The sequence below is a fragment of the Stutzerimonas chloritidismutans genome (assembly GCF_020783375.1).
Classification (GTDB): domain Bacteria; phylum Pseudomonadota; class Gammaproteobacteria; order Pseudomonadales; family Pseudomonadaceae; genus Stutzerimonas; species Stutzerimonas kunmingensis.
Window position 1 is genome coordinate 2,330,858 of record NZ_CP086067.1, and the last position, 16,360, is coordinate 2,347,217.

At 62.5% G+C, this 16,360-nt stretch carries 17 protein-coding genes; 6 read left to right on the forward strand and 11 right to left on the reverse strand.

Features of this window, described 5'->3' with window-relative positions:
* Positions 1-89: 89 nt before the first annotated feature.
* The 11 genes from LLJ08_RS10785 to exaC all read right to left on the reverse strand — a co-directional run bounded on the left by LLJ08_RS10785 (position 90) and on the right by exaC (position 11,836).
* Positions 90-434 carry a hypothetical protein gene (locus tag LLJ08_RS10785; protein WP_014820266.1) on the reverse strand — a complete coding sequence of 115 codons (345 nt, stop codon included), beginning with the start codon at positions 432-434 and terminating at the stop codon, positions 90-92.
* 51 nt (positions 435-485) lie between these two features.
* Positions 486-2,204 (reverse strand): hybrid sensor histidine kinase/response regulator, encoded by a 1,719-nt coding sequence (locus LLJ08_RS10790; protein WP_228206997.1) that lies wholly within the window; start codon positions 2,202-2,204, stop codon positions 486-488.
* Complete coding sequence (ercA, locus tag LLJ08_RS10795) at positions 2,188-3,351, reverse strand: alcohol dehydrogenase-like regulatory protein ErcA (protein ID WP_228206998.1); 1,164 nt, start codon at positions 3,349-3,351, stop codon at positions 2,188-2,190. The genes LLJ08_RS10790 and ercA overlap by 17 nt, the downstream gene beginning before the upstream one ends.
* A gap of 109 nt (positions 3,352-3,460) precedes the next feature.
* On the reverse strand, positions 3,461-5,398 hold the full coding sequence (locus LLJ08_RS10800; RefSeq protein WP_228206999.1) for an alpha/beta hydrolase family protein: 1,938 nt from the start codon (positions 5,396-5,398) through the stop codon (positions 3,461-3,463).
* Positions 5,395-6,549 (reverse strand): pyrroloquinoline quinone biosynthesis protein PqqE, encoded by a 1,155-nt coding sequence (pqqE, locus tag LLJ08_RS10805; RefSeq protein ID WP_228207000.1) that lies wholly within the window; start codon positions 6,547-6,549, stop codon positions 5,395-5,397. The genes LLJ08_RS10800 and pqqE (LLJ08_RS10805) overlap by 4 nt, the downstream gene beginning before the upstream one ends.
* Positions 6,521-6,799, reverse strand: a complete 279-nt coding sequence (gene pqqD, locus LLJ08_RS10810) for a pyrroloquinoline quinone biosynthesis peptide chaperone PqqD (RefSeq protein ID WP_031298274.1) — start codon at positions 6,797-6,799, stop codon at positions 6,521-6,523. The genes pqqE (LLJ08_RS10805) and pqqD (LLJ08_RS10810) overlap by 29 nt, the downstream gene beginning before the upstream one ends.
* Positions 6,800-6,920: 121 nt before the next feature.
* A complete protein-coding gene (gene pqqC, locus LLJ08_RS10815; RefSeq protein ID WP_228207001.1) occupies positions 6,921-7,673 on the reverse strand; it encodes a pyrroloquinoline-quinone synthase PqqC in 753 nt (250 codons plus the stop codon).
* Positions 7,674-7,749: 76 nt separating this feature from the next.
* On the reverse strand, positions 7,750-8,661 hold the full coding sequence (gene pqqB / locus LLJ08_RS10820) for a pyrroloquinoline quinone biosynthesis protein PqqB (protein ID WP_228207002.1): 912 nt from the start codon (positions 8,659-8,661) through the stop codon (positions 7,750-7,752).
* A 47-nt stretch (positions 8,662-8,708) separates the two neighbouring features.
* The gene (gene pqqA, locus LLJ08_RS10825) at positions 8,709-8,780 is read right to left on the reverse strand and encodes a pyrroloquinoline quinone precursor peptide PqqA (RefSeq protein WP_003284930.1); all 72 of its coding nucleotides are present in this window, start codon (positions 8,778-8,780) and stop codon (positions 8,709-8,711) included.
* 176 nt (positions 8,781-8,956) lie between these two features.
* Positions 8,957-10,075, reverse strand: a complete 1,119-nt coding sequence (locus LLJ08_RS10830) for an oxidoreductase (protein WP_125861972.1) — start codon at positions 10,073-10,075, stop codon at positions 8,957-8,959.
* Between the two features lie 240 nt (positions 10,076-10,315).
* A complete protein-coding gene (exaC, locus tag LLJ08_RS10835) occupies positions 10,316-11,836 on the reverse strand; it encodes an acetaldehyde dehydrogenase ExaC (RefSeq protein WP_014820275.1) in 1,521 nt (506 codons plus the stop codon).
* Between the two features lie 396 nt (positions 11,837-12,232).
* Between exaC and pqqA (LLJ08_RS10840) the strand changes: the two genes are divergently transcribed.
* From pqqA (LLJ08_RS10840) to LLJ08_RS10865, 6 genes are all read left to right on the forward strand, one after another.
* On the forward strand, positions 12,233-12,322 hold the full coding sequence (gene pqqA, locus LLJ08_RS10840; protein ID WP_194291615.1) for a pyrroloquinoline quinone precursor peptide PqqA: 90 nt from the start codon (positions 12,233-12,235) through the stop codon (positions 12,320-12,322).
* Positions 12,323-12,379: 57 nt separating this feature from the next.
* Positions 12,380-12,673 (forward strand): pyrroloquinoline quinone biosynthesis peptide chaperone PqqD, encoded by a 294-nt coding sequence (pqqD, locus tag LLJ08_RS10845; protein WP_031298283.1) that lies wholly within the window; start codon positions 12,380-12,382, stop codon positions 12,671-12,673.
* On the forward strand, positions 12,642-13,787 hold the full coding sequence (gene pqqE / locus LLJ08_RS10850; protein WP_228207003.1) for a pyrroloquinoline quinone biosynthesis protein PqqE: 1,146 nt from the start codon (positions 12,642-12,644) through the stop codon (positions 13,785-13,787). Before pqqD (LLJ08_RS10845) ends, pqqE (LLJ08_RS10850) begins: the two co-directional genes overlap by 32 nt.
* Before the next feature lie 84 nt (positions 13,788-13,871).
* On the forward strand, positions 13,872-14,375 hold the full coding sequence (locus LLJ08_RS10855; RefSeq protein WP_228207004.1) for a urate hydroxylase PuuD: 504 nt from the start codon (positions 13,872-13,874) through the stop codon (positions 14,373-14,375).
* Complete coding sequence (gene serC / locus LLJ08_RS10860; RefSeq protein ID WP_228207005.1) at positions 14,356-15,456, forward strand: 3-phosphoserine/phosphohydroxythreonine transaminase; 1,101 nt, start codon at positions 14,356-14,358, stop codon at positions 15,454-15,456. The genes LLJ08_RS10855 and serC overlap by 20 nt, the downstream gene beginning before the upstream one ends.
* 4 nt (positions 15,457-15,460) lie before the next feature.
* A complete protein-coding gene (locus tag LLJ08_RS10865; protein ID WP_045666523.1) occupies positions 15,461-16,279 on the forward strand; it encodes a beta/alpha barrel domain-containing protein in 819 nt (272 codons plus the stop codon).
* The last annotated feature ends 81 nt before the right edge of the window (positions 16,280-16,360 follow it).

Sequence of the window (16,360 nt, forward strand, 5' to 3'; positions counted from 1 at the left end):
ATTGGATTCCTCGGTTTCCTGCATACCGCAACGGCATGCCTACAGCGCCTCAACGCATGAGCGTGGGGCGAGTCAGGTCAGCGATGGAATCAGTAGCGCGGAGGACGCCAGACGTCGGCGTTGGAGCGGGCGGGAAAGAACTCGGGGTAATGAACTGCGAGTTGCGGCAGCGAGGCGGTCAGATGCGGCTGCGCTATGCCCGCCTGCAACATGCTGCCGGTCTTGCACTGGTGGCCGCTTTCACACAGTGGATTGCCCTCGTGCGAATGCGCATCCTCGTCCTGACCTTCAGCCTGGTGTGCGAGATGCCCCGAGCTCTCCATGTCGCTTTGCATCTGGCACGGTTCTGCGCTCTGTTCGAGCGCAGCCATGCTGCTCACGGGGAGCGCGAGGCTGATCAACAGGACGAGTAGCAGACGCAGATGGGTTTTCATGGCAAGGAGTCTAGCCGAGCCGGCGCCCGGTAAAACTTGATCCCGATCGTGTCAGCCCGAATCCTGTCCGCCGCCATTGCCATTGCCATTGCCATTGCCATTGCCGGCGAGCAGATGGCTGAGCACCGAACGCATCTTGCCGGGCTTGACCGGTTTGTTCAGCACCGGCACGCCGCAGCCGTGCAGCTGCTGGCGACACTGGTCGCTGCGATCGGCAGTGATCATCACCACCGGCAGCGCCTGGTTGAAGCGTCCGCGCACCGCGAGCACGACGTCCCAGCCGGTCAGCCCGTGATCCAGGTGGTAATCGGCGAGAATCGCGTCCGGCGCGACTCCATCCAGCGCCGTCAATGCGCTTTGCTCGTCGGTGGCAGTCACCACCGTGCAGCCCCACTGTTCGAGCAAGGCAGCCATGCTCAGCAGGATGCTCTCCTCGTTGTCGATCACCAGCAGGCGCCGCCCAGGCAACGGATCGCCCAGCTGCGGCACGACTGCCGGAGCCGCAACCCGCTCGCGGGGCATCGCTTCGGCCAGCGGCACGTCGATGCTGAACACCGAACCACGTCCCGGTTTCGAGCGCACCAGCACCTGGTAGCCGAGCATGCTGGCGATACGGTCGACGATGGCCAGTCCCAGCCCTACTCCACTGCGTTTCGCGGATCGACCGATCCCGAGCTGGTTGAATTCGAGAAAGATCGACTGCAGCTCCTCCTCAGGGATGCCCCGGCCGGTGTCCCAGACCTCGATACGCAGCGCCTCGGCGCGCATGCGCGCCCCTACCAGCACGCAGCCCTGATCGGTATAACGGCAGGCATTGCTGAGGAAATTTCGCAGAATTCGCGTCAACAGGCGGAAATCGGTCTTGATAGCAACTCGCGGGATGTAGTGCTTCAACTGCAACCCTGCGGCAGCAGCGACCGACTGGAACTCCGACACCAGCGGCAGCAGGACATCGTCCAGCGAATAGATATCGATATCCGGTTTTATCGCGGCCTGATCGAGCTTGGAGATGTCGAGCAGATCGGTCAGCAGGTCTTCGGCGCCTTCCAGGGCCTGGTGGGCCCGCTCCACCAGATGCAACTCGTTCTGCGGCAGTTTGCGTTCGCGCAAGGTCGAGATCAGCAGGCGCGCGGCGTTGAGCGGCTGCAGCAGGTCGTGGCTGGCTGCGGCGAGGTACTTGTCCTTGCTCAGGTTGGCGGCTTCCGCCGCATCGCGGGCTTCACGCAGTTCACAGGTGCGCTCGGCGACGCGCTGCTCGAGCTCTTCGTTGAGCTGCAACAGGCGCAACTGCGCCAGTTTGCGCTCGGTCACGTCGGCGACAAAGCCCTCCACCAGGCCGTCTTCGTCCGGCTTGAGCAGCAGGTTCATGATCACGTAGATGGCGCTGCCGTCCTTGCGGCGCAGGCGCGTCTCGTAGCCGAACAAGCCATGCTGCTGGCTCAGGATATGGCGGATCTGCCGAAGCTCCTCCTCACCGCCGATGAATAGATGATGGGACAGATCGGTCAGCGCCCACAGTGCCTCTTCCGGGGTGTCGTAATTGAGCATGCGCGCCAAGGCGGGGTTGGCGGCACGAATACCTTCGTGGATGCTGGCCTGGAAGATGCCGTGCACGGCGTGCTCGAACAGCCATTTGTAGCGATTGCGCTCCCCTTCCAGCTCTTCCAGGCGCGCCACCAGTTCAGGGTAGTGACTCTTGCGTGCGGAATGGCTGCCGAAGCCGAGCAGTTGCGCCAGGGCCTGATGCTGGTCATCAGAGGGCTTCGGCATAGACGACCTCGACGTCCCGCTGCGTCGACGAGCGTGGATTGGTCAGGATGCAGGGGTCCTGCATCGCATGTTGCGACAGGAACGGAATATCGGAAACGTTCACACCGTGCAGACTGAGCGTTTCGCGGAAGCCGATCTGCTGCTTGAGATCAATCAGGTGCTGCACCAAGCGCTCGCGAACCTGGCGGTGATTCAGCCCGCGCGAATCGATGCCCAACGTTTCAGCGACCTTGCGGTAGCGGTCCGGCGAGGCGTCGTAATTGAATGCGACGACATGTTCGACCAGCACGGCGTTGCAAACGCCATGGGGCAGATCGAGATAGCCGCCGAGGCTGTGGGACATGGCATGCACCGCACCGAGGATCGCGTTGGAAAACGCCAGCCCGGCCTGCATGCTGCCGAGCATGATCTGCTCGCGCAGCGCGATATCCGCCGGATTGGCGATCATTTGCGCAAGATTGCCGTTGATCAGTCGCATGGCTTCCAGCGCGTGCGGGTCGGTCAGTGGCCCATGACCAGTCGACACGAATGCCTCGATCGCGTGCACCAGCGCATCAATACCGGTACAGGCGGAAAGGAACGGGTCCATGCTCAGCGTGGTTTCCGGGTCGATCAGCGAGACGTCCGGCACCGCCGCCTTGCTGACGATGGAGAACTTCATCCGCTCTTCCTGGTTGGAAATGATCACGAACTGCGAAACATCCGCCGAGGTCCCGGCAGTCGTTGGAATCAGGATCAGCGGTGGGCTGGGCACGCGCAGCGTATCCACCCCTTCGAATTCATAGATATGGCGCCCATGCGCCGCGACGATGCCGATGCCCTTCGCGCAGTCCATCGGGCTGCCACCGCCTACCGCGACGATCACGTTGCAGCCTTCGCTGCGATACAGCTCGGCGCCGAGCATCACCTCTTCGCAACGGGGATTGGGCGAAACGCCGGTGAACAAGCAATGTTCGATGTTCTGCCGGTCGAGACTGGCCTGCACGTCAGCCACCCAGCCTGCCTTCACGACGCCGGGGTCGGATACCACCAGCACCTTTCGCGCGCCGAAGTTGGCCGCACAGGTGCCGACACTGTGGCGACAGCCGGCACCGAAGATGATTTCTGGAGAGACGAACTTGCGCTGGAGGCTGATATTCGGGCTCATGACTACGGCCTTTTTTATTTTTTGTAACTAACGGGCGCAAGCCTACTGCATTGATCAGGTAAAGCAATGCGTCAAATGGCTGGCCGCGCCACCCGTCCGGCGGAACGCGTCAGAGCAGCTGTTGGTAGAAGCGCAATTCCCCTTGCAGCGCATCCGCAAGGTTGGCTGCCTGTCGAAACCCGTGGCGCTCATCGGGATACAGGCGGTATTCCACCTCGATGCCACGATCACGCAACGCCGCGACCATCGATTCAGTCTGCTCAGGTAGCACCACCGCGTCCTGCCCGCCCTGCAGGAAGATGACCGGCGCACCGATTTGGTCGGCATTGTGCAGAGGTGCGCGCTCCCGAAAGCGCTCCGGCACCTGCTGCGGATCGCCGATCAGCCAGTCGAGGTAATCGCCTTCGAACTTGTGCGTTACCCGCCGCAGCGCCAGCGGATCGCTAACGCCGTACAGACTGGCGCCGCCGCGAAACAGCGCTGTCGCAGCCAGCGCACTCAAGGCCGTGAAGCCACCGGCACTGGAGCCACGGATGAACAAGCGCTGCGGATCGACCGCGCCCTGCTCCACCAATGCCCGTGCGGCCTGGCAGGTGTCTTCCACGTCGACAATCCCCCACTGCTCGCGCAATCGCTGTCGATAGACCCGCCCGAAGCCACTGCTGCCGCGATAGTTCACGTCGACCACGGCGAAGCCGCGTTGGGTCCAGTACTGAATGCGCGGATCGAATACCGGATAGCTCGCCGAAGTCGGCCCGCCATGGGCGAATACCACCAGCGGTGGCAAGGCCCCCGGCTCGCCGCGGCAGTTCGCATTGGCGGGTGGGTAAAAGAAAGCATGTGCGACCTCGCCATCGCCGGTCTGAAAGCGCATGGGCTGCGGGCGCGACAGTTGATCGCCGGCCAGCGGCTGCGCTCCGCCGGCGAGGATCCGCACCGCTCCACTGGCCCTTTCGATGGCGAGTACCGCGGGCGCTCGCTCCGGAGCGCCAGCGATACAGAACACGTGGGACTGGTTGGCGGCCAATTGACGGCACCGGGTGAAGTCCTCAGCCAGTTGGCGCCGGCTGCCATCGGCAGCGTGCTCGAACAGCCAGCCATAACCATCGACCATATGCGTCAACAACAGGCCGCCACCAGCCAGTGGCAGGTAGCTGGTGGTGCCCAGTTGCCAGGGTGCCGGGGCACAATCGAAGTCCTGTGTCTCGTCCGCCTCGCCGGGCGCCGTCAGCGAATGCCGATGCAGCTGGCCGTCTGCCTCATAGCAAGGCTGCCAGAAACCCAGACGGTCGCTGAGGCAGAACAGCCGGCCGTCGGAGGCGAAGCGTGGCTGTTGCAAGGACTCGCCTCCATCCGTGCCTGCCAAGCATTGCCTGTTGCCCCAACGCTCGTTAGGCAGGCGTTCAGCTGCGCACAGGCGCGACGAGGTCCAGGGCTGCTCGGGACGATTCCATTCGATCCAAGCCAGCCGTGCACCGTCCGGACTGAGCACCGCAGCGGCATAGAAGTCGGCGCCCTCCACAACAACGCGACGCGCACCATCGACCATGGAGATACTCACCAGCCGATGCACGACGCCAACGGCCTCATGGGATTCCTCCAGCGCCAGAATCGCATCACTGACGGGGTCATGTTGCAGATCGCCATAACGGCGCTCAGGCGCCGCGGTCAGCGCGATTGGCGGCGCGGTCTCGGCGTCATCGGTCAACTGCAGGTAGATCTGCTGATCTGCCTCGTTGACGAAGGCGATGCCCTGACCGGTCAGACAGAACGCGCCGCCGCCGTATTCATAGACGCGACTGCGTACCGAGAAGCCGTCCGGGGTCAGGCAGCGTGCGCTGCCGGCCTGCCAGAACCACAGCGTGCAGCGCCCTTGAACGGGGTCGTACTCGACCCAGAACAGCCCCCCGTGACCGGCCCGCAGCTCGGCATAGTCCTGGCTGGCGGCCGCGGCGGCCTCGGCGCTCCAGGCGCTGGGCCAGAAGCCATAGGGCAGCACCTCGGCGGGTGGATGACGCACGGACGAATCGTTGCGGGGCGATTTCATACCTTGAGGATGAGCTTGGAAGCCTTCTCGTTACGATGCTGCAGCTGATCGAGCCCCAGCGCGCCGTGGTCTGCCTGATCGCGAGCCGCAAGTATCTTGCCGTGGTGCGCCGATTTGCTGCACACGGGATCGGCATTGGCGGCATCGCCGGTGAGCATGAAGGCTTGGCAACGGCAGCCGCCGAAGTCGCGTTCCTTCTCGTCGCAACTGCGGCAGGGTTCGGGCATCCAGTCGTAGCCGCGGAACTTGTTGAAGCCGAAGGAGTGTCGCCAGATGTGCTCGATGCTGTGCTCGCGTACGTTGGGGAATTCAACAGGCAGTTGGCGCGCACTGTGACAAGGCAACGCCGTGCCGTCCGGCGTGATATCGAGAAACAGGTTGCCCCAGCCGTTCATGCAGGCCTTCGGGCGTTCTTCGTAGTAATCGGGCGTCACGAAGATCAGCTTGCAAGGATGGTTTTGGGCGGCGAGCTTGTCGCGCCACTCGTTGGTGATGCGCTCGGCACATACCAGCTGCTCCTTGCTCGGCAGCAACCCTGCACGGTTCAGCTCCGCCCAGCCGTAGAACTGGCAGGTGGCGAGTTCGACAAAATCGGCTTCGAGCTCGATGCACAGCCGAATGATCTGGTCGATGTTGTCGATGTTGTGCCGGTGGGTGACGAAGTTGAGCACCATCGGGTAGCCGTGCTTCTTCACCGCTCTGGCCATTTCCAGTTTGTGAGCAAAGGCCTTCTTCGAGCCGGCGAGCAGGTTGTTCACTTCCTCGTCGGCAGCCTGGAAACTGATCTGGATATGGTCCAGGCCGGCCTCGGCGAAGCTGGCGATCTTCTCTTCGGTGAGGCCGATGCCGGAGGTGATCAGGTTGGTGTAATAGCCGAGTCCCCGTGCCGCCTCGATCAACTCGGCCAGGTCCTGGCGCACCAATGGTTCGCCGCCGGAAAAACCCAGCTGGGCCGCGCCCATCTCGCGTGCCTGGCGGAACACCTCGATCCACTCGGCGGTGCTCAGTTCTTCATGACTACGGGCGAAGTCCAGCGGATTGGAGCAGTACGGGCACTGCAACGGGCAACGATAGGTCAGCTCCGCCAGCAGCCAGAGCGGCGGGCCGGGCTCGTAGCCGGGTTTAGCGAAGCTCGATCCAGAACCGTTCAACGGCAACCTCCAGGAACGCAACGATATCTTCTTGAATCCCTTCGGCCTCGGGATAGCGAGCCTGCAGATCGGCAACGATCGCACCGACGCTACGCGTCCCGTCCACTTCGGTCAGCACCGCCGCAGCGCTCTCGTTGAGCTTGATCATGCCTTCCGGGTAGAGCAGCACATGGCAGTTCTGCGCGGGCTCCCACTGGAAGCGGAAACCACGGCGCAACGCTGGAATCTGGGTTAGTTGAATATCGCTCATCATCATTGTCTCGCCGGTGGGCAGGATGCTGCCTGGGCACGTGGTCATGGTCGTCAGGCGGTCCACTCTACAGGGGCCGGATGCCTCATGGGTGGGCAGGATCTGCCCACGGAACGCGTGCCTACAGGCTGATGCCCTTGTGCCAGACACGCTCGCGGGTCACGGTGTGGTACGGCGGGCGATCCAGTTCGTAGGCCATGCTCATGGCGTCGAGCATGCTCCAGAGCACGTCGAGTTTGAACTGCAGGATCTCCAGCATACGCTCCTGCGCCTCGCGGGTGCGGTAGTGCTCCAGGGTGATCCGCAGACCGTGCTCGACATCGCGACGGGCCTCCTTCAGGCGCTTGCGGAAGTAGTCGTAGCCGGAGGCATCGATCCAAGGATAGTGCTGCGGCCAGCTATCGAGGCGCGATTGGTGGATCGTCGGGGCGAAGAGCTCGGTCAGCGAGCTGCTGGCGGCCTCCTGCCAGCTGGCGCGACGGGCGAAGTTGACGTAGGCATCCACGGCGAACCTCACACCGGGCAGCACCAGTTCCTGCGACAGCACCTGCTCGCGATCCAGGCCGACGGATTCGGCGAGTCGCAACCAGGCTTCGATACCACCCTCTTCCCCCGGCGCGCCGTCGTGATCGATGATGCGCTGGATCCACTCCCGACGGGTATCACGGTCCGGGCAGTTGGCCATGATCGCCGCATCCTTCACCGGAATGCAGACCTGATAGTAGAAACGGTTGGCGACCCAGCCCTGAATCTGCTCGCGTGTCGCCTGCCCGGCGTACATGGCCCGGTGGAACGGGTGATGGATATGGTAGTACTCGCCCTTGGCGCGCAGCGCCTGTTCGAATTCCGCGGGGCTCATGGCTGGCAGGATCATGGCAGTGTCTTTCCTTTTCTTATCGTTCCGATGTTCGTATCGCAGCACCAGGCGGCTGAAGGCCGCGATTCGGGTGCTATAGCTCGATGTTCATGCCATCGAAGGACACTTCGATTCCATGCTCGCCGAGGATTTCGCGTTCGACGGAATCTTCATCGAGGATCGGATTGGTGTTGTTGATGTGGATGAGGATCTTGCGAACCGCGGGCATGCCGTCGAGCACCTGGATCATGCCCCCCGGGCCGCTCTGCTGCAGGTGTCCCATCTCGCTGCCGAGCTTGGTGCCGACCTCGCGCACGAGCATTTCGTCATCACGCCACAGAGTGCCGTCGACCAGCAGGCAATCCGCCTGGCGCATGGTTTCCAGTAGTTCGTCGCTGACCTTGCCCAACCCCGGCGCATAGAACAGCGTGCCACCGGTTTTGCGGTCCTCGATCAGCAGGCCGATGTTGTCACCGGGATGCGGGTCATTGCGGTGCGGCGAATATGGCGGCGCAGAGCTTCGCAACGGAATCGGCGTGATGTGCAGGTTCGGGCAACAGGGAATGGTGAAGCTGCCGGTCAGCGCGATGGGGTTCCATTTCAAGCCGCCGTTCCAGTGTTCGAGCATGTTGAACAGCGGGAACCCGGTGGTCAGATCCTGATGGACCATCTCGGTGCACCAGACCTCATGCGGGCAACCTTCACGCAGGGTCAGCAGGCCGGTGGTGTGATCGATCTGGCTGTCCAGCAGAACGATGGCACCGATGGCGGTATCGCGTGGCGCACGGGCCGGCTGCAGCGTCGGGAACGACTCCAGCTGAGCGCGGATGTCCGGCGAGGCATTACACAGAATCCAGTCGACACCGTTATCACTGATGGCGATCGACGACTGGGTACGCGCCTTCGCATTGAGCGTGCCGGCGCGCAGGCCGGCGCAGTTGGCGCAATTGCAGTTCCACTGCGGAAAACCGCCGCCCGCAGCGGAACCAAGAATACGGATGAACATGGACAGCCCCCAAAAGCGAAGCCCCGGCCGGAGCCGGGGCTGATCGATCAACGATTTGCGAAGTACATGGTGACTTCGAAACCAATACGCATGTCGGTGAAGGCGGGTTTAGTCCACATAGGTCGGTCCTCTTTTTATGGTGCCGGAAGATTCCGACAGCCCAATTAAGCCCCCTGTTCTGCCTCGAGCAGAATGGTACTTTGGAAGGAGACAGCGCCGTGCCTTGGTAGTGCCCGACAGACGGCTGTCATTGCTGCGTTTCGTTTACCAGCTAACGCCCGGCCTTGGTGCGCTGTCAACTTGAACCCAGCGCCGACCGACCATTGGCATTACGCCAGGCCAGTTCATTGGTGATGGTCGCCATGGGTACGAACATCGTGCCGTCGAATTCGTTGAGCGGCAGTCCCTGCGCGATTCGCTGCGGCCAGTCGTTGTTCGCCAGCGCGGCCTTGCCGACCGCGACCAGGTCCATGTCCCCCTGAGTCAGCAACTTTTCTGCTTGCTCGCCCGTGACGATGCCGCCGTTGCCGATAACCGGGATCGACACGCTGCCCTTTGCGATCGCAGCGAAGCTCGGCCCGTCGGCAAACGCCGGCGCAGCGGCGTCCGGCTCGGTAACGTGCAGATAATCAAGGCCAGCATCAGCCAGTGCGCGGAAACGCTGTCGGGCTTCGTCCACCCCACCCTCCCATTTCAGCTGGCTGTCGCTCACCATGCTCTGCGACAGGCGCATGCCAACCACGAAGTCATTGCCAACCGCTGCCCGCACCGCAGCGATGACGGCCAGCGGCAAGCGCAGTCGACCTAGGTAATCGCCTCCCCAGTGATCATCGCGCCGGTTGAACTCGGCGCTGATGAACTCGTGCAGCAGGTAGCCGTTCGCGCCGTGCAGTTCGACACCGTCGAAGCCGGCCTCACGGGCATGGCGCGCGGCCTGGGCAAACCCGGCGATGGCTTCCTGAATCTCGTCTTCGCTGATTTGCGCGGGCGTCGCATAGGGTCCTTCGCCACCGTAGAAGGTCAGCTGCGACCCGCCGGGCTGCACCGCCGATGGCGCAACGTGCCGGGCATGATGGATGTTGCCCTGGGTCTGCGCGCCGCCATGCATGAGCTGGGCAACGAAAGCGGCGCCGGCATCGTGCACGGCGTCGACTACCAGCCGCCAGCTGTCCCGGTGCGCTTCCGTAGCAAGCCCCGGCTGGTTGAAGTAACCCTGGCTGTAGGCCGTATCGGTATAGATGCCTTCGCTGATGACCATGCCGAAGCCACCCTTGGCGAACGAGGCGTAGTAGTCGCGCATCAATTCATTGGCAGCACCCTCGGCTTCGGCGCTGACGCGGGTCATCGGCGCAACGGCCGCGCGATTGCGCAGCTTCAGGTGTTTTAGCGAACAGGGTTCGAGCAGTTGCGACATGGGGTTCTCCTCATCTTCGGCACAGGGCATGTTGATGGGAGGCGTATCGGCGGCGGGGAGTTCGATGCACGCGATGGCTGGTTCGCCACCGGGCAAAAAAAAACGCGGCCGGAGCCGCGTTGCGATAGGAACCTTGCGCTCGGTTCGAGGGGGATCACAGCAGAAGCGGCGCAGGTCCCTGCACATGACGTGCGTAGCAAAATAAACCGGCGCGCTGGAGCTCACACGCCGGGGCCCTCATCAGAAGAATCCGAGTGGATTGATGTCGTAGCTGATCAGCAGGTTCTTGGTCTGCTGGTAGTGGTCGAGCATCATCTTGTGAGTTTCACGGCCGACGCCGGACTTCTTGTAGCCACCGAAGGCGGCGTGCGCCGGGTACAGGTGGTAGCAGTTGGTCCACACGCGACCGGCCTTGATGCCACGACCCATGCGGTAGGCGCGGTTGATGTCGCGCGTCCAGACGCCGGCACCCAGGCCGAACTCGGTGTCGTTGGCGATCGCCAGGGCTTCGGCTTCGTCCTTGAAGGTCGCCACACCGACCACGGGTCCGAAGATTTCTTCCTGGAACACACGCATCTTGTTGTGACCCTTGATCAGGGTCGGCTGCACGTAGTAACCGGAGGCCAGGCCGCCTTCGAGCTTCTCGGCTGCGCCGCCGGTGAGGATCTGCGCGCCTTCCTGCTGAGCGACTTCCATGTAGGAGAGGATCTTGTCGAACTGCTGCTCGGAAGCCTGGGCGCCAACCATGGTGTCGGTATCCAGCGGGTTGCCACGCTTGATCGCCTTGATCTTCTTCATCACCACTTCCATGAAGGGCTCGAAGATCGACTCCTGAATCAGTGCACGCGACGGGCAGGTGCAGACTTCGCCCTGGTTGAAGAACGCCAATACCAGACCTTCAGCGGCTTTCTCGATGAACGCAGGCTCTGCATTCATGATGTCTTCGAAGAAGATGTTCGGGCTCTTGCCACCCAGCTCCACGGTGCTCGGAATGATGTTCTCGGCGGCGCAGCGCATGATGTGCGAGCCGACCGGGGTCGAGCCGGTGAAGGCGATCTTGGCGATGCGGGTGCTGGTGGCCAGCGCCTGACCAGCTTCGCGACCGAAGCCCTGGACGATGTTCAGTACGCCCGGCGGCAGGAGGTCACCGACGACTTCGATGAATACCATGATCGACAGCGGGGTCTGCTCGGCCGGCTTGAGCACGATGCAGTTACCGGCAGCCAGGGCCGGAGCCAGTTTCCAGGCGGCCATCAGCAGCGGGAAGTTCCACGGGATGATCTGGCCGACAACACCCAGCGGCTCATGGAAGTGATAGGCCGCGGTGTGCTCGTTGATCTCGGCGGCGCTGCCTTCCTGGGCGCGGATGCAGCCCGCGAAGTAGCGGAAGTGGTCGGCAGCCAGCGGCACGTCGGCGTTCAGGGTTTCACGGACGGCCTTGCCGTTGTCCCAGGTTTCAGCGACAGCGAGCTTTTCCAGGTTGGCTTCGATGCGATCGGCGATCTTCAGCAGAATCAGCGCGCGGTCCTGCACCGAGGTCTTGCCCCAGGCATCGGCAGCAGCGTGGGCGGCGTCCAGCGCTTTCTCGACGTCTTCGGCGCCCGAACGCGGGAACTCGGCAATGACTTCACCATTTACCGGCGAGGTGTTGACGAAGTACTCGCCTTTGACCGGCGGGACGAATTCACCACCGATGTAATTGCCGTAGCGCGGCTTGAAGGATACGACGGCGCCTGCGGTACCGGGCTGGGCGTAGATCATGATGGGCCTCTCTTCTTCTGCTTGTCGGAGCCTGTGCCGGAAGGTGCACAGGACATGGACCGATCTTAGGCAGTGGGGTCTTCGCTCCGGTATGCACCCATGGCAGCGGAGGGCTCCTCATTTGGTAGTAGATGGCAAGGCGCAGAGGCAGCGTTGATGGCGGTTTGCGATTGGTTCGGGCATGCCGAAGCGGGAGAAAAAAGCCGAGCAGAATAGGCCCTGAATAGCACCTTAAAAATGACGCCGAACAAGGACACTGACCCACAGCGCAAATTCTCCCGCAACGCAAGAAAAGCGCGACCAAAAGGCGGCAAAACCAACCCCAAAGTCTTATTAGTCGCCGTGGCAAAGCGCCTTAGCTTCGGGGTGCGACATTGCTTTTCCTGACACCAACCAATGAGGAGATACGCCATGCAGTGGATCAATCCGGACTTCTGCGACCTGCGTCTGGGCTTCGAAGTCACTGCGTACGTCTACGTACGCTGAGCCCTTGACCGGCGTGATCGCACATGGCTTCACGCCGGTCGAGCGAGGATGGACATGATGACAACGACAAAAATTTTGCCCGCCAGCTGTTACGAGATCCGCCCGCCCTTCCTCTTTCGTTGGGAAGACTCACAGCATGCCCACGTGCTGCTGTATCCCGAAGGCATCGTCAAGCTGAACGCCACCGGCGGCGAGATTCTGCAGCGCTGCGACGGCAAGACCAGCGTCGCCGAGCTGATCGACCAGCTGGCCCTCAGCTACAACGCATCCGACGCCGACACGATTCGCAACGGCGTCCTGAACTTCCTGGAGGTGTCCCATGGCAAGGGCTGGATCCGAGTTAAGGCTTGACGGCAGCGGCAACCCGGTCTGGCTGCTACTGGAGCTGACCTACCAATGCCCGTTGCAGTGCGTGTTCTGCAGTAATCCACGCAACTTTGCCGATTACCGTCAGGATGAGTTGAGCACCGCCGAGTGGATCGACGTGATGGCCCAGGCCCGCGCCATGGGTGCGATGCAGATCGGCTTCTCCGGCGGCGAGCCCACGCTGCGCAAGGACCTCGAAACGCTGGTCGCCGAGGCTGACCGAATGGGTTACTACACCAACCTGATCACTTCCGGCATTGGACTGACCGAGGCGCGCCTACGCGCCCTGAAGGATGCCGGACTACGCCACATCCAGCTCGGTTTCCAGTCCACCGACCGTGATGTGGCACGTCAGCTGGCCGGCGTCGATGTCTTGGAGCGCAAACTCGGCATGGCACGCCTGATCAAGTCAATGGACTTTCCCATGGTGCTCAACGTACCGATCACCCGGCAGAACATCGCTCAGGTGCCGGACATCATCGAGTTCGCCGTCGAACTGGGAGTCGAATACCTCGAACTGGCGAACGTGCAGTACTACAACTGGGCGCTGCTCAACCGCGACGCGCTGATGCCGACCCATGCCGAACTGCAGAAAGCCGAAGATGAGGTGCGCAAGGCACGCGAGCGGTTCGGTGATCGCCTGACCATCTTCTTCGTCATCCCCGACTATTACGAAGGTCGTCCCAAGGCCTGCATGAACGGCTGGGGCGCCATTCACGTCACTATCGCGCCAAACGGCAACGTGCTGCCCTGCTCCCAGGCCAGCAACTTCAAAGACCTCACCTTCCCCAACGTGCGACAGCAACGGCTGGAGCAGATCTGGCACGACTCGCCGGTATTCAACCTCTACCGTGGCGACACCTGGATGCCCGAACCCTGCCGCAGCTGTGATGACAAGGAGAAGGATTTCGGCGGCTGCCGTTGTCAGGCGCTGCTGTTGACCGGCAACGGCGCCAACACCGATCCGGCCTGCAGTAAATCCCCACATCACCAGCTGATTCGCCAGGCCGTTGAACTGGCGCAGGATGCCACGCGTCCGCAAGGCACGCTGATCGCCCGACAGGCCAGTCAGGGGGTGGAACTTGAAACTACCCCATGACTCGTTCGGCTGCACCGTCAGCGCCGGACTCGCGCTGACGCTCGGCTGCTACCTGTTACTGCGTTACTGGCTGGTGACGTGAGCATGCAGTTGCCGATCCTCGATCTGCTGGCCCGCTATGCGCACCTACTGTTCGCACTGGTCTGGGTCGGACACAACTATGCGAACTTCATCCAGAACCCGCGCTTCGTGCCACTGCAGAACGGCATCGACACCGCTACGCTGAACAGCGATCTGGAAGCGCGGATGAAACGTGAGCATGGCATCTTCCGCTACGCCTCCGTGGTGGTCTGGGTGTCCGGCATGTTCATGCTCTGGCAACGCGGCTGGCTGGTCGATGCGTTGCTGCTGCAGGGACCGCTGGCGGTAATCGGTCTTGGTGCCTGGATTGGCACGCTGATGCTGCTCAACCTCTGGCTGGTGCTCTGGCCACACCAGAAAAAGCTGCTCGGCTTCGTTCCGGCGACGTTGGAGGAGCGTGTGCGCTGCTCGCGGATAACCTTCCTCTCGTCGCGCAGCAACACCATGCTGTCCTTTCCCCTGCTGTTCCTCATGGCGAGTGGTGGTCATGGCCTGCATCTATTCTGAGCAGTCCGGGCACTACAATTTCGCTGCCGGCCCGGCGATGCTGCCTACCGACGTGCTGGCGCAGATCCGCGAGGAAATGCAGGACTGGCGTGGCAGCGGACTCTCCATACTGGAGCACCCCTTCACCAGCAGCGCCTTCAAACAGCTGATGGCTGAAACCGATGCCGACCTGCGCGCACTACTGGAGATTCCGAGCAACTATCGCGTGCTTTTCATGCAAGGTGGCGCATCGGCGCAGTTCGGCCTGTTGCCGCTCAATCTGCTGCGCCCGGGACAAGGCGCGGACTACCTGGAAAGCGGTCACTGGGCACGCAAGGCAATTGCCGAGGGGCGCCGTCACGCGCCTGTGAACGTCATCGCCAGTGGGGCGGATCAGGACTTCACCGCCCTCCCCTCACCAGCGCACTGGCGGCTCGATCCACTGGCTGGCTACTGCCATATCACCAGCAACGAAACCGCCAATGGACTGCAACTGCAGGAGTTTCCCGCGCTGCCGGTGCCCCTGGTTGTAGACATGACCTCGGATTTCCTCACCCGCCCCGTTCCAGTCGACCGCTTCGGAGTGATCTACGCCAGCACGCAGAAGAACCTGGGTGCAGCCGGGCTGTGCGTCGTCATCGTGCGCGACGATCTTCTGCAAGCACCGCCAGCTGGTCTCCCAGCCGCGTTCAGCTATGCGGTCCAAGCCGAGCAACAGAGCCGTTTCAATACACCACCGACCTTCACACTGTATGTCGCTGCATTGATGCTGCGCTGGATCAAGCAACGAGGCGGCGCTGAGGCGATGGCAACGGCTGCTCGACAACGGAGCGCGCTGCTGTACCGCTACATCGACGGCAGCGATCTCTACCACTGCCCGCAGAAGGTCCAGGATCGCTCGTCGATCAATGTCTGCTTTCAACTGGCCGACGCAGGGCTGACCGAGATCTTTCTTGACCAGGCCGAGCAATGCGGCCTGACCCATCTGCGCGGGCATGCTGCCTTTGGCGGCGTGCGGGCCAGCCTATACAACGCGATGCCAGTGTCGGGTGTGCAACAGCTGGTGGATTTCATGTCGGACTTCGAGCAACGCCATGGATAAGCCGATGGTTTGGCAAGCGCTGCGCAATCGTATCGCCCTCAATTTCACCAGCGTCGCGTGCCGCCTGAGCGCGGTGCCGCGCCACCCGGTCACGGTAATGGGGCTGGAATTCCCGACGCCGTTGGGTATTGCGGCGGGCTTCGACCGCCACGGTGCACTGGGACGGCGTGTCGCGTCGCTGGGATTCGGCTTCAACGAGATCGGCAGCCTGACAGCGGCTTCGCTCGCCCGGCTGCAGCCAATCCCGCCAGGCGATGCACGCCTAGGCGTGAATCTGACCCTGGACGCCAGATGCTCCTCCGCCGAGACCTGCGCGTTGCTACGCGGTGCCTGGCGGCATGCTGACTATCTCGTGTTGAACCTGATCGGCCCGTCCAGCGCCCCGCTGCTTCATCAGGGCGCGCGGTTGCACAACCTGCTGACCGCGCTTCGTGAAGAACAGCATCAGCTTAATCAGAGAGGTGAGCGTTGGGTTCCGCTGATAGCCAAGCTGCGCTGCCTTCCTGAGCAGATTCCCTTCTCGCTTGCCGGGCTGCTACTTGAGCTTGGATTCGACGGACTGCTCGCTGCCCATGACCCTGGGCCACCGGCGACGCGCGAGCGCTATCTGGCCTGGCAAGACCCACAACGCCAGGCGCAAGCCTGCGAACAGATCGAGCACCTGCGTCGGTTCTGCGGAAATGACATGGCTTTGCTTTCGGTTGGCGGCATCCAGACCGCAAGCCAGCTGCAGGCACGCATGCGTGCAGGCGCGGAACTGGTGCAGGTTCACGCGGCATTGCTACACCAAGGGCCTTGGCTGGGGCGCAAACTGCTCCGCTGACACTCAACACCTTCAAACGAAAACGCCCCGAACCAGTCGGGGCGTCCTCTCTGTTTGACGGACGAAACCGAGTGGTTTCGT

Bases quoted from the DNA above. Each gene is read 5' to 3' on its own strand.
- LLJ08_RS10785 (WP_014820266.1), bottom strand. From the start codon at position 434: ATGAAAACCCATCTGCGTCTGCTACTCGTCCTGTTGATCAGCCTCGCG.
- LLJ08_RS10790 (WP_228206997.1), bottom strand. From the start codon at position 2,204: ATGCCGAAGCCCTCTGATGACCAGCATCAGGCCCTGGCGCAACTGCTC.
- ercA (WP_228206998.1), bottom strand. From the start codon at position 3,351: ATGAGCCCGAATATCAGCCTCCAGCGCAAGTTCGTCTCTCCAGAAATC.
- LLJ08_RS10800 (WP_228206999.1), bottom strand. From the start codon at position 5,398: ATGAAATCGCCCCGCAACGATTCGTCCGTGCGTCATCCACCCGCCGAG.
- pqqD (WP_031298274.1), bottom strand. From the start codon at position 6,799: ATGAGCGATATTCAACTAACCCAGATTCCAGCGTTGCGCCGTGGTTTC.
- pqqC (WP_228207001.1), bottom strand. From the start codon at position 7,673: ATGATCCTGCCAGCCATGAGCCCCGCGGAATTCGAACAGGCGCTGCGC.
- pqqB (WP_228207002.1), bottom strand. From the start codon at position 8,661: ATGTTCATCCGTATTCTTGGTTCCGCTGCGGGCGGCGGTTTTCCGCAG.
- LLJ08_RS10830 (WP_125861972.1), bottom strand. From the start codon at position 10,075: ATGTCGCAACTGCTCGAACCCTGTTCGCTAAAACACCTGAAGCTGCGC.
- exaC (WP_014820275.1), bottom strand. From the start codon at position 11,836: ATGATCTACGCCCAGCCCGGTACCGCAGGCGCCGTCGTATCCTTCAAG.
- pqqA (WP_194291615.1), top strand. From the start codon at position 12,233: ATGAGGAGATACGCCATGCAGTGGATCAATCCGGACTTCTGCGACCTG.
- pqqD (WP_031298283.1), top strand. From the start codon at position 12,380: ATGACAACGACAAAAATTTTGCCCGCCAGCTGTTACGAGATCCGCCCG.
- pqqE (WP_228207003.1), top strand. From the start codon at position 12,642: ATGGCAAGGGCTGGATCCGAGTTAAGGCTTGACGGCAGCGGCAACCCG.
- LLJ08_RS10855 (WP_228207004.1), top strand. From the start codon at position 13,872: ATGCAGTTGCCGATCCTCGATCTGCTGGCCCGCTATGCGCACCTACTG.
- serC (WP_228207005.1), top strand. From the start codon at position 14,356: ATGGCCTGCATCTATTCTGAGCAGTCCGGGCACTACAATTTCGCTGCC.
- LLJ08_RS10865 (WP_045666523.1), top strand. From the start codon at position 15,461: ATGGTTTGGCAAGCGCTGCGCAATCGTATCGCCCTCAATTTCACCAGC.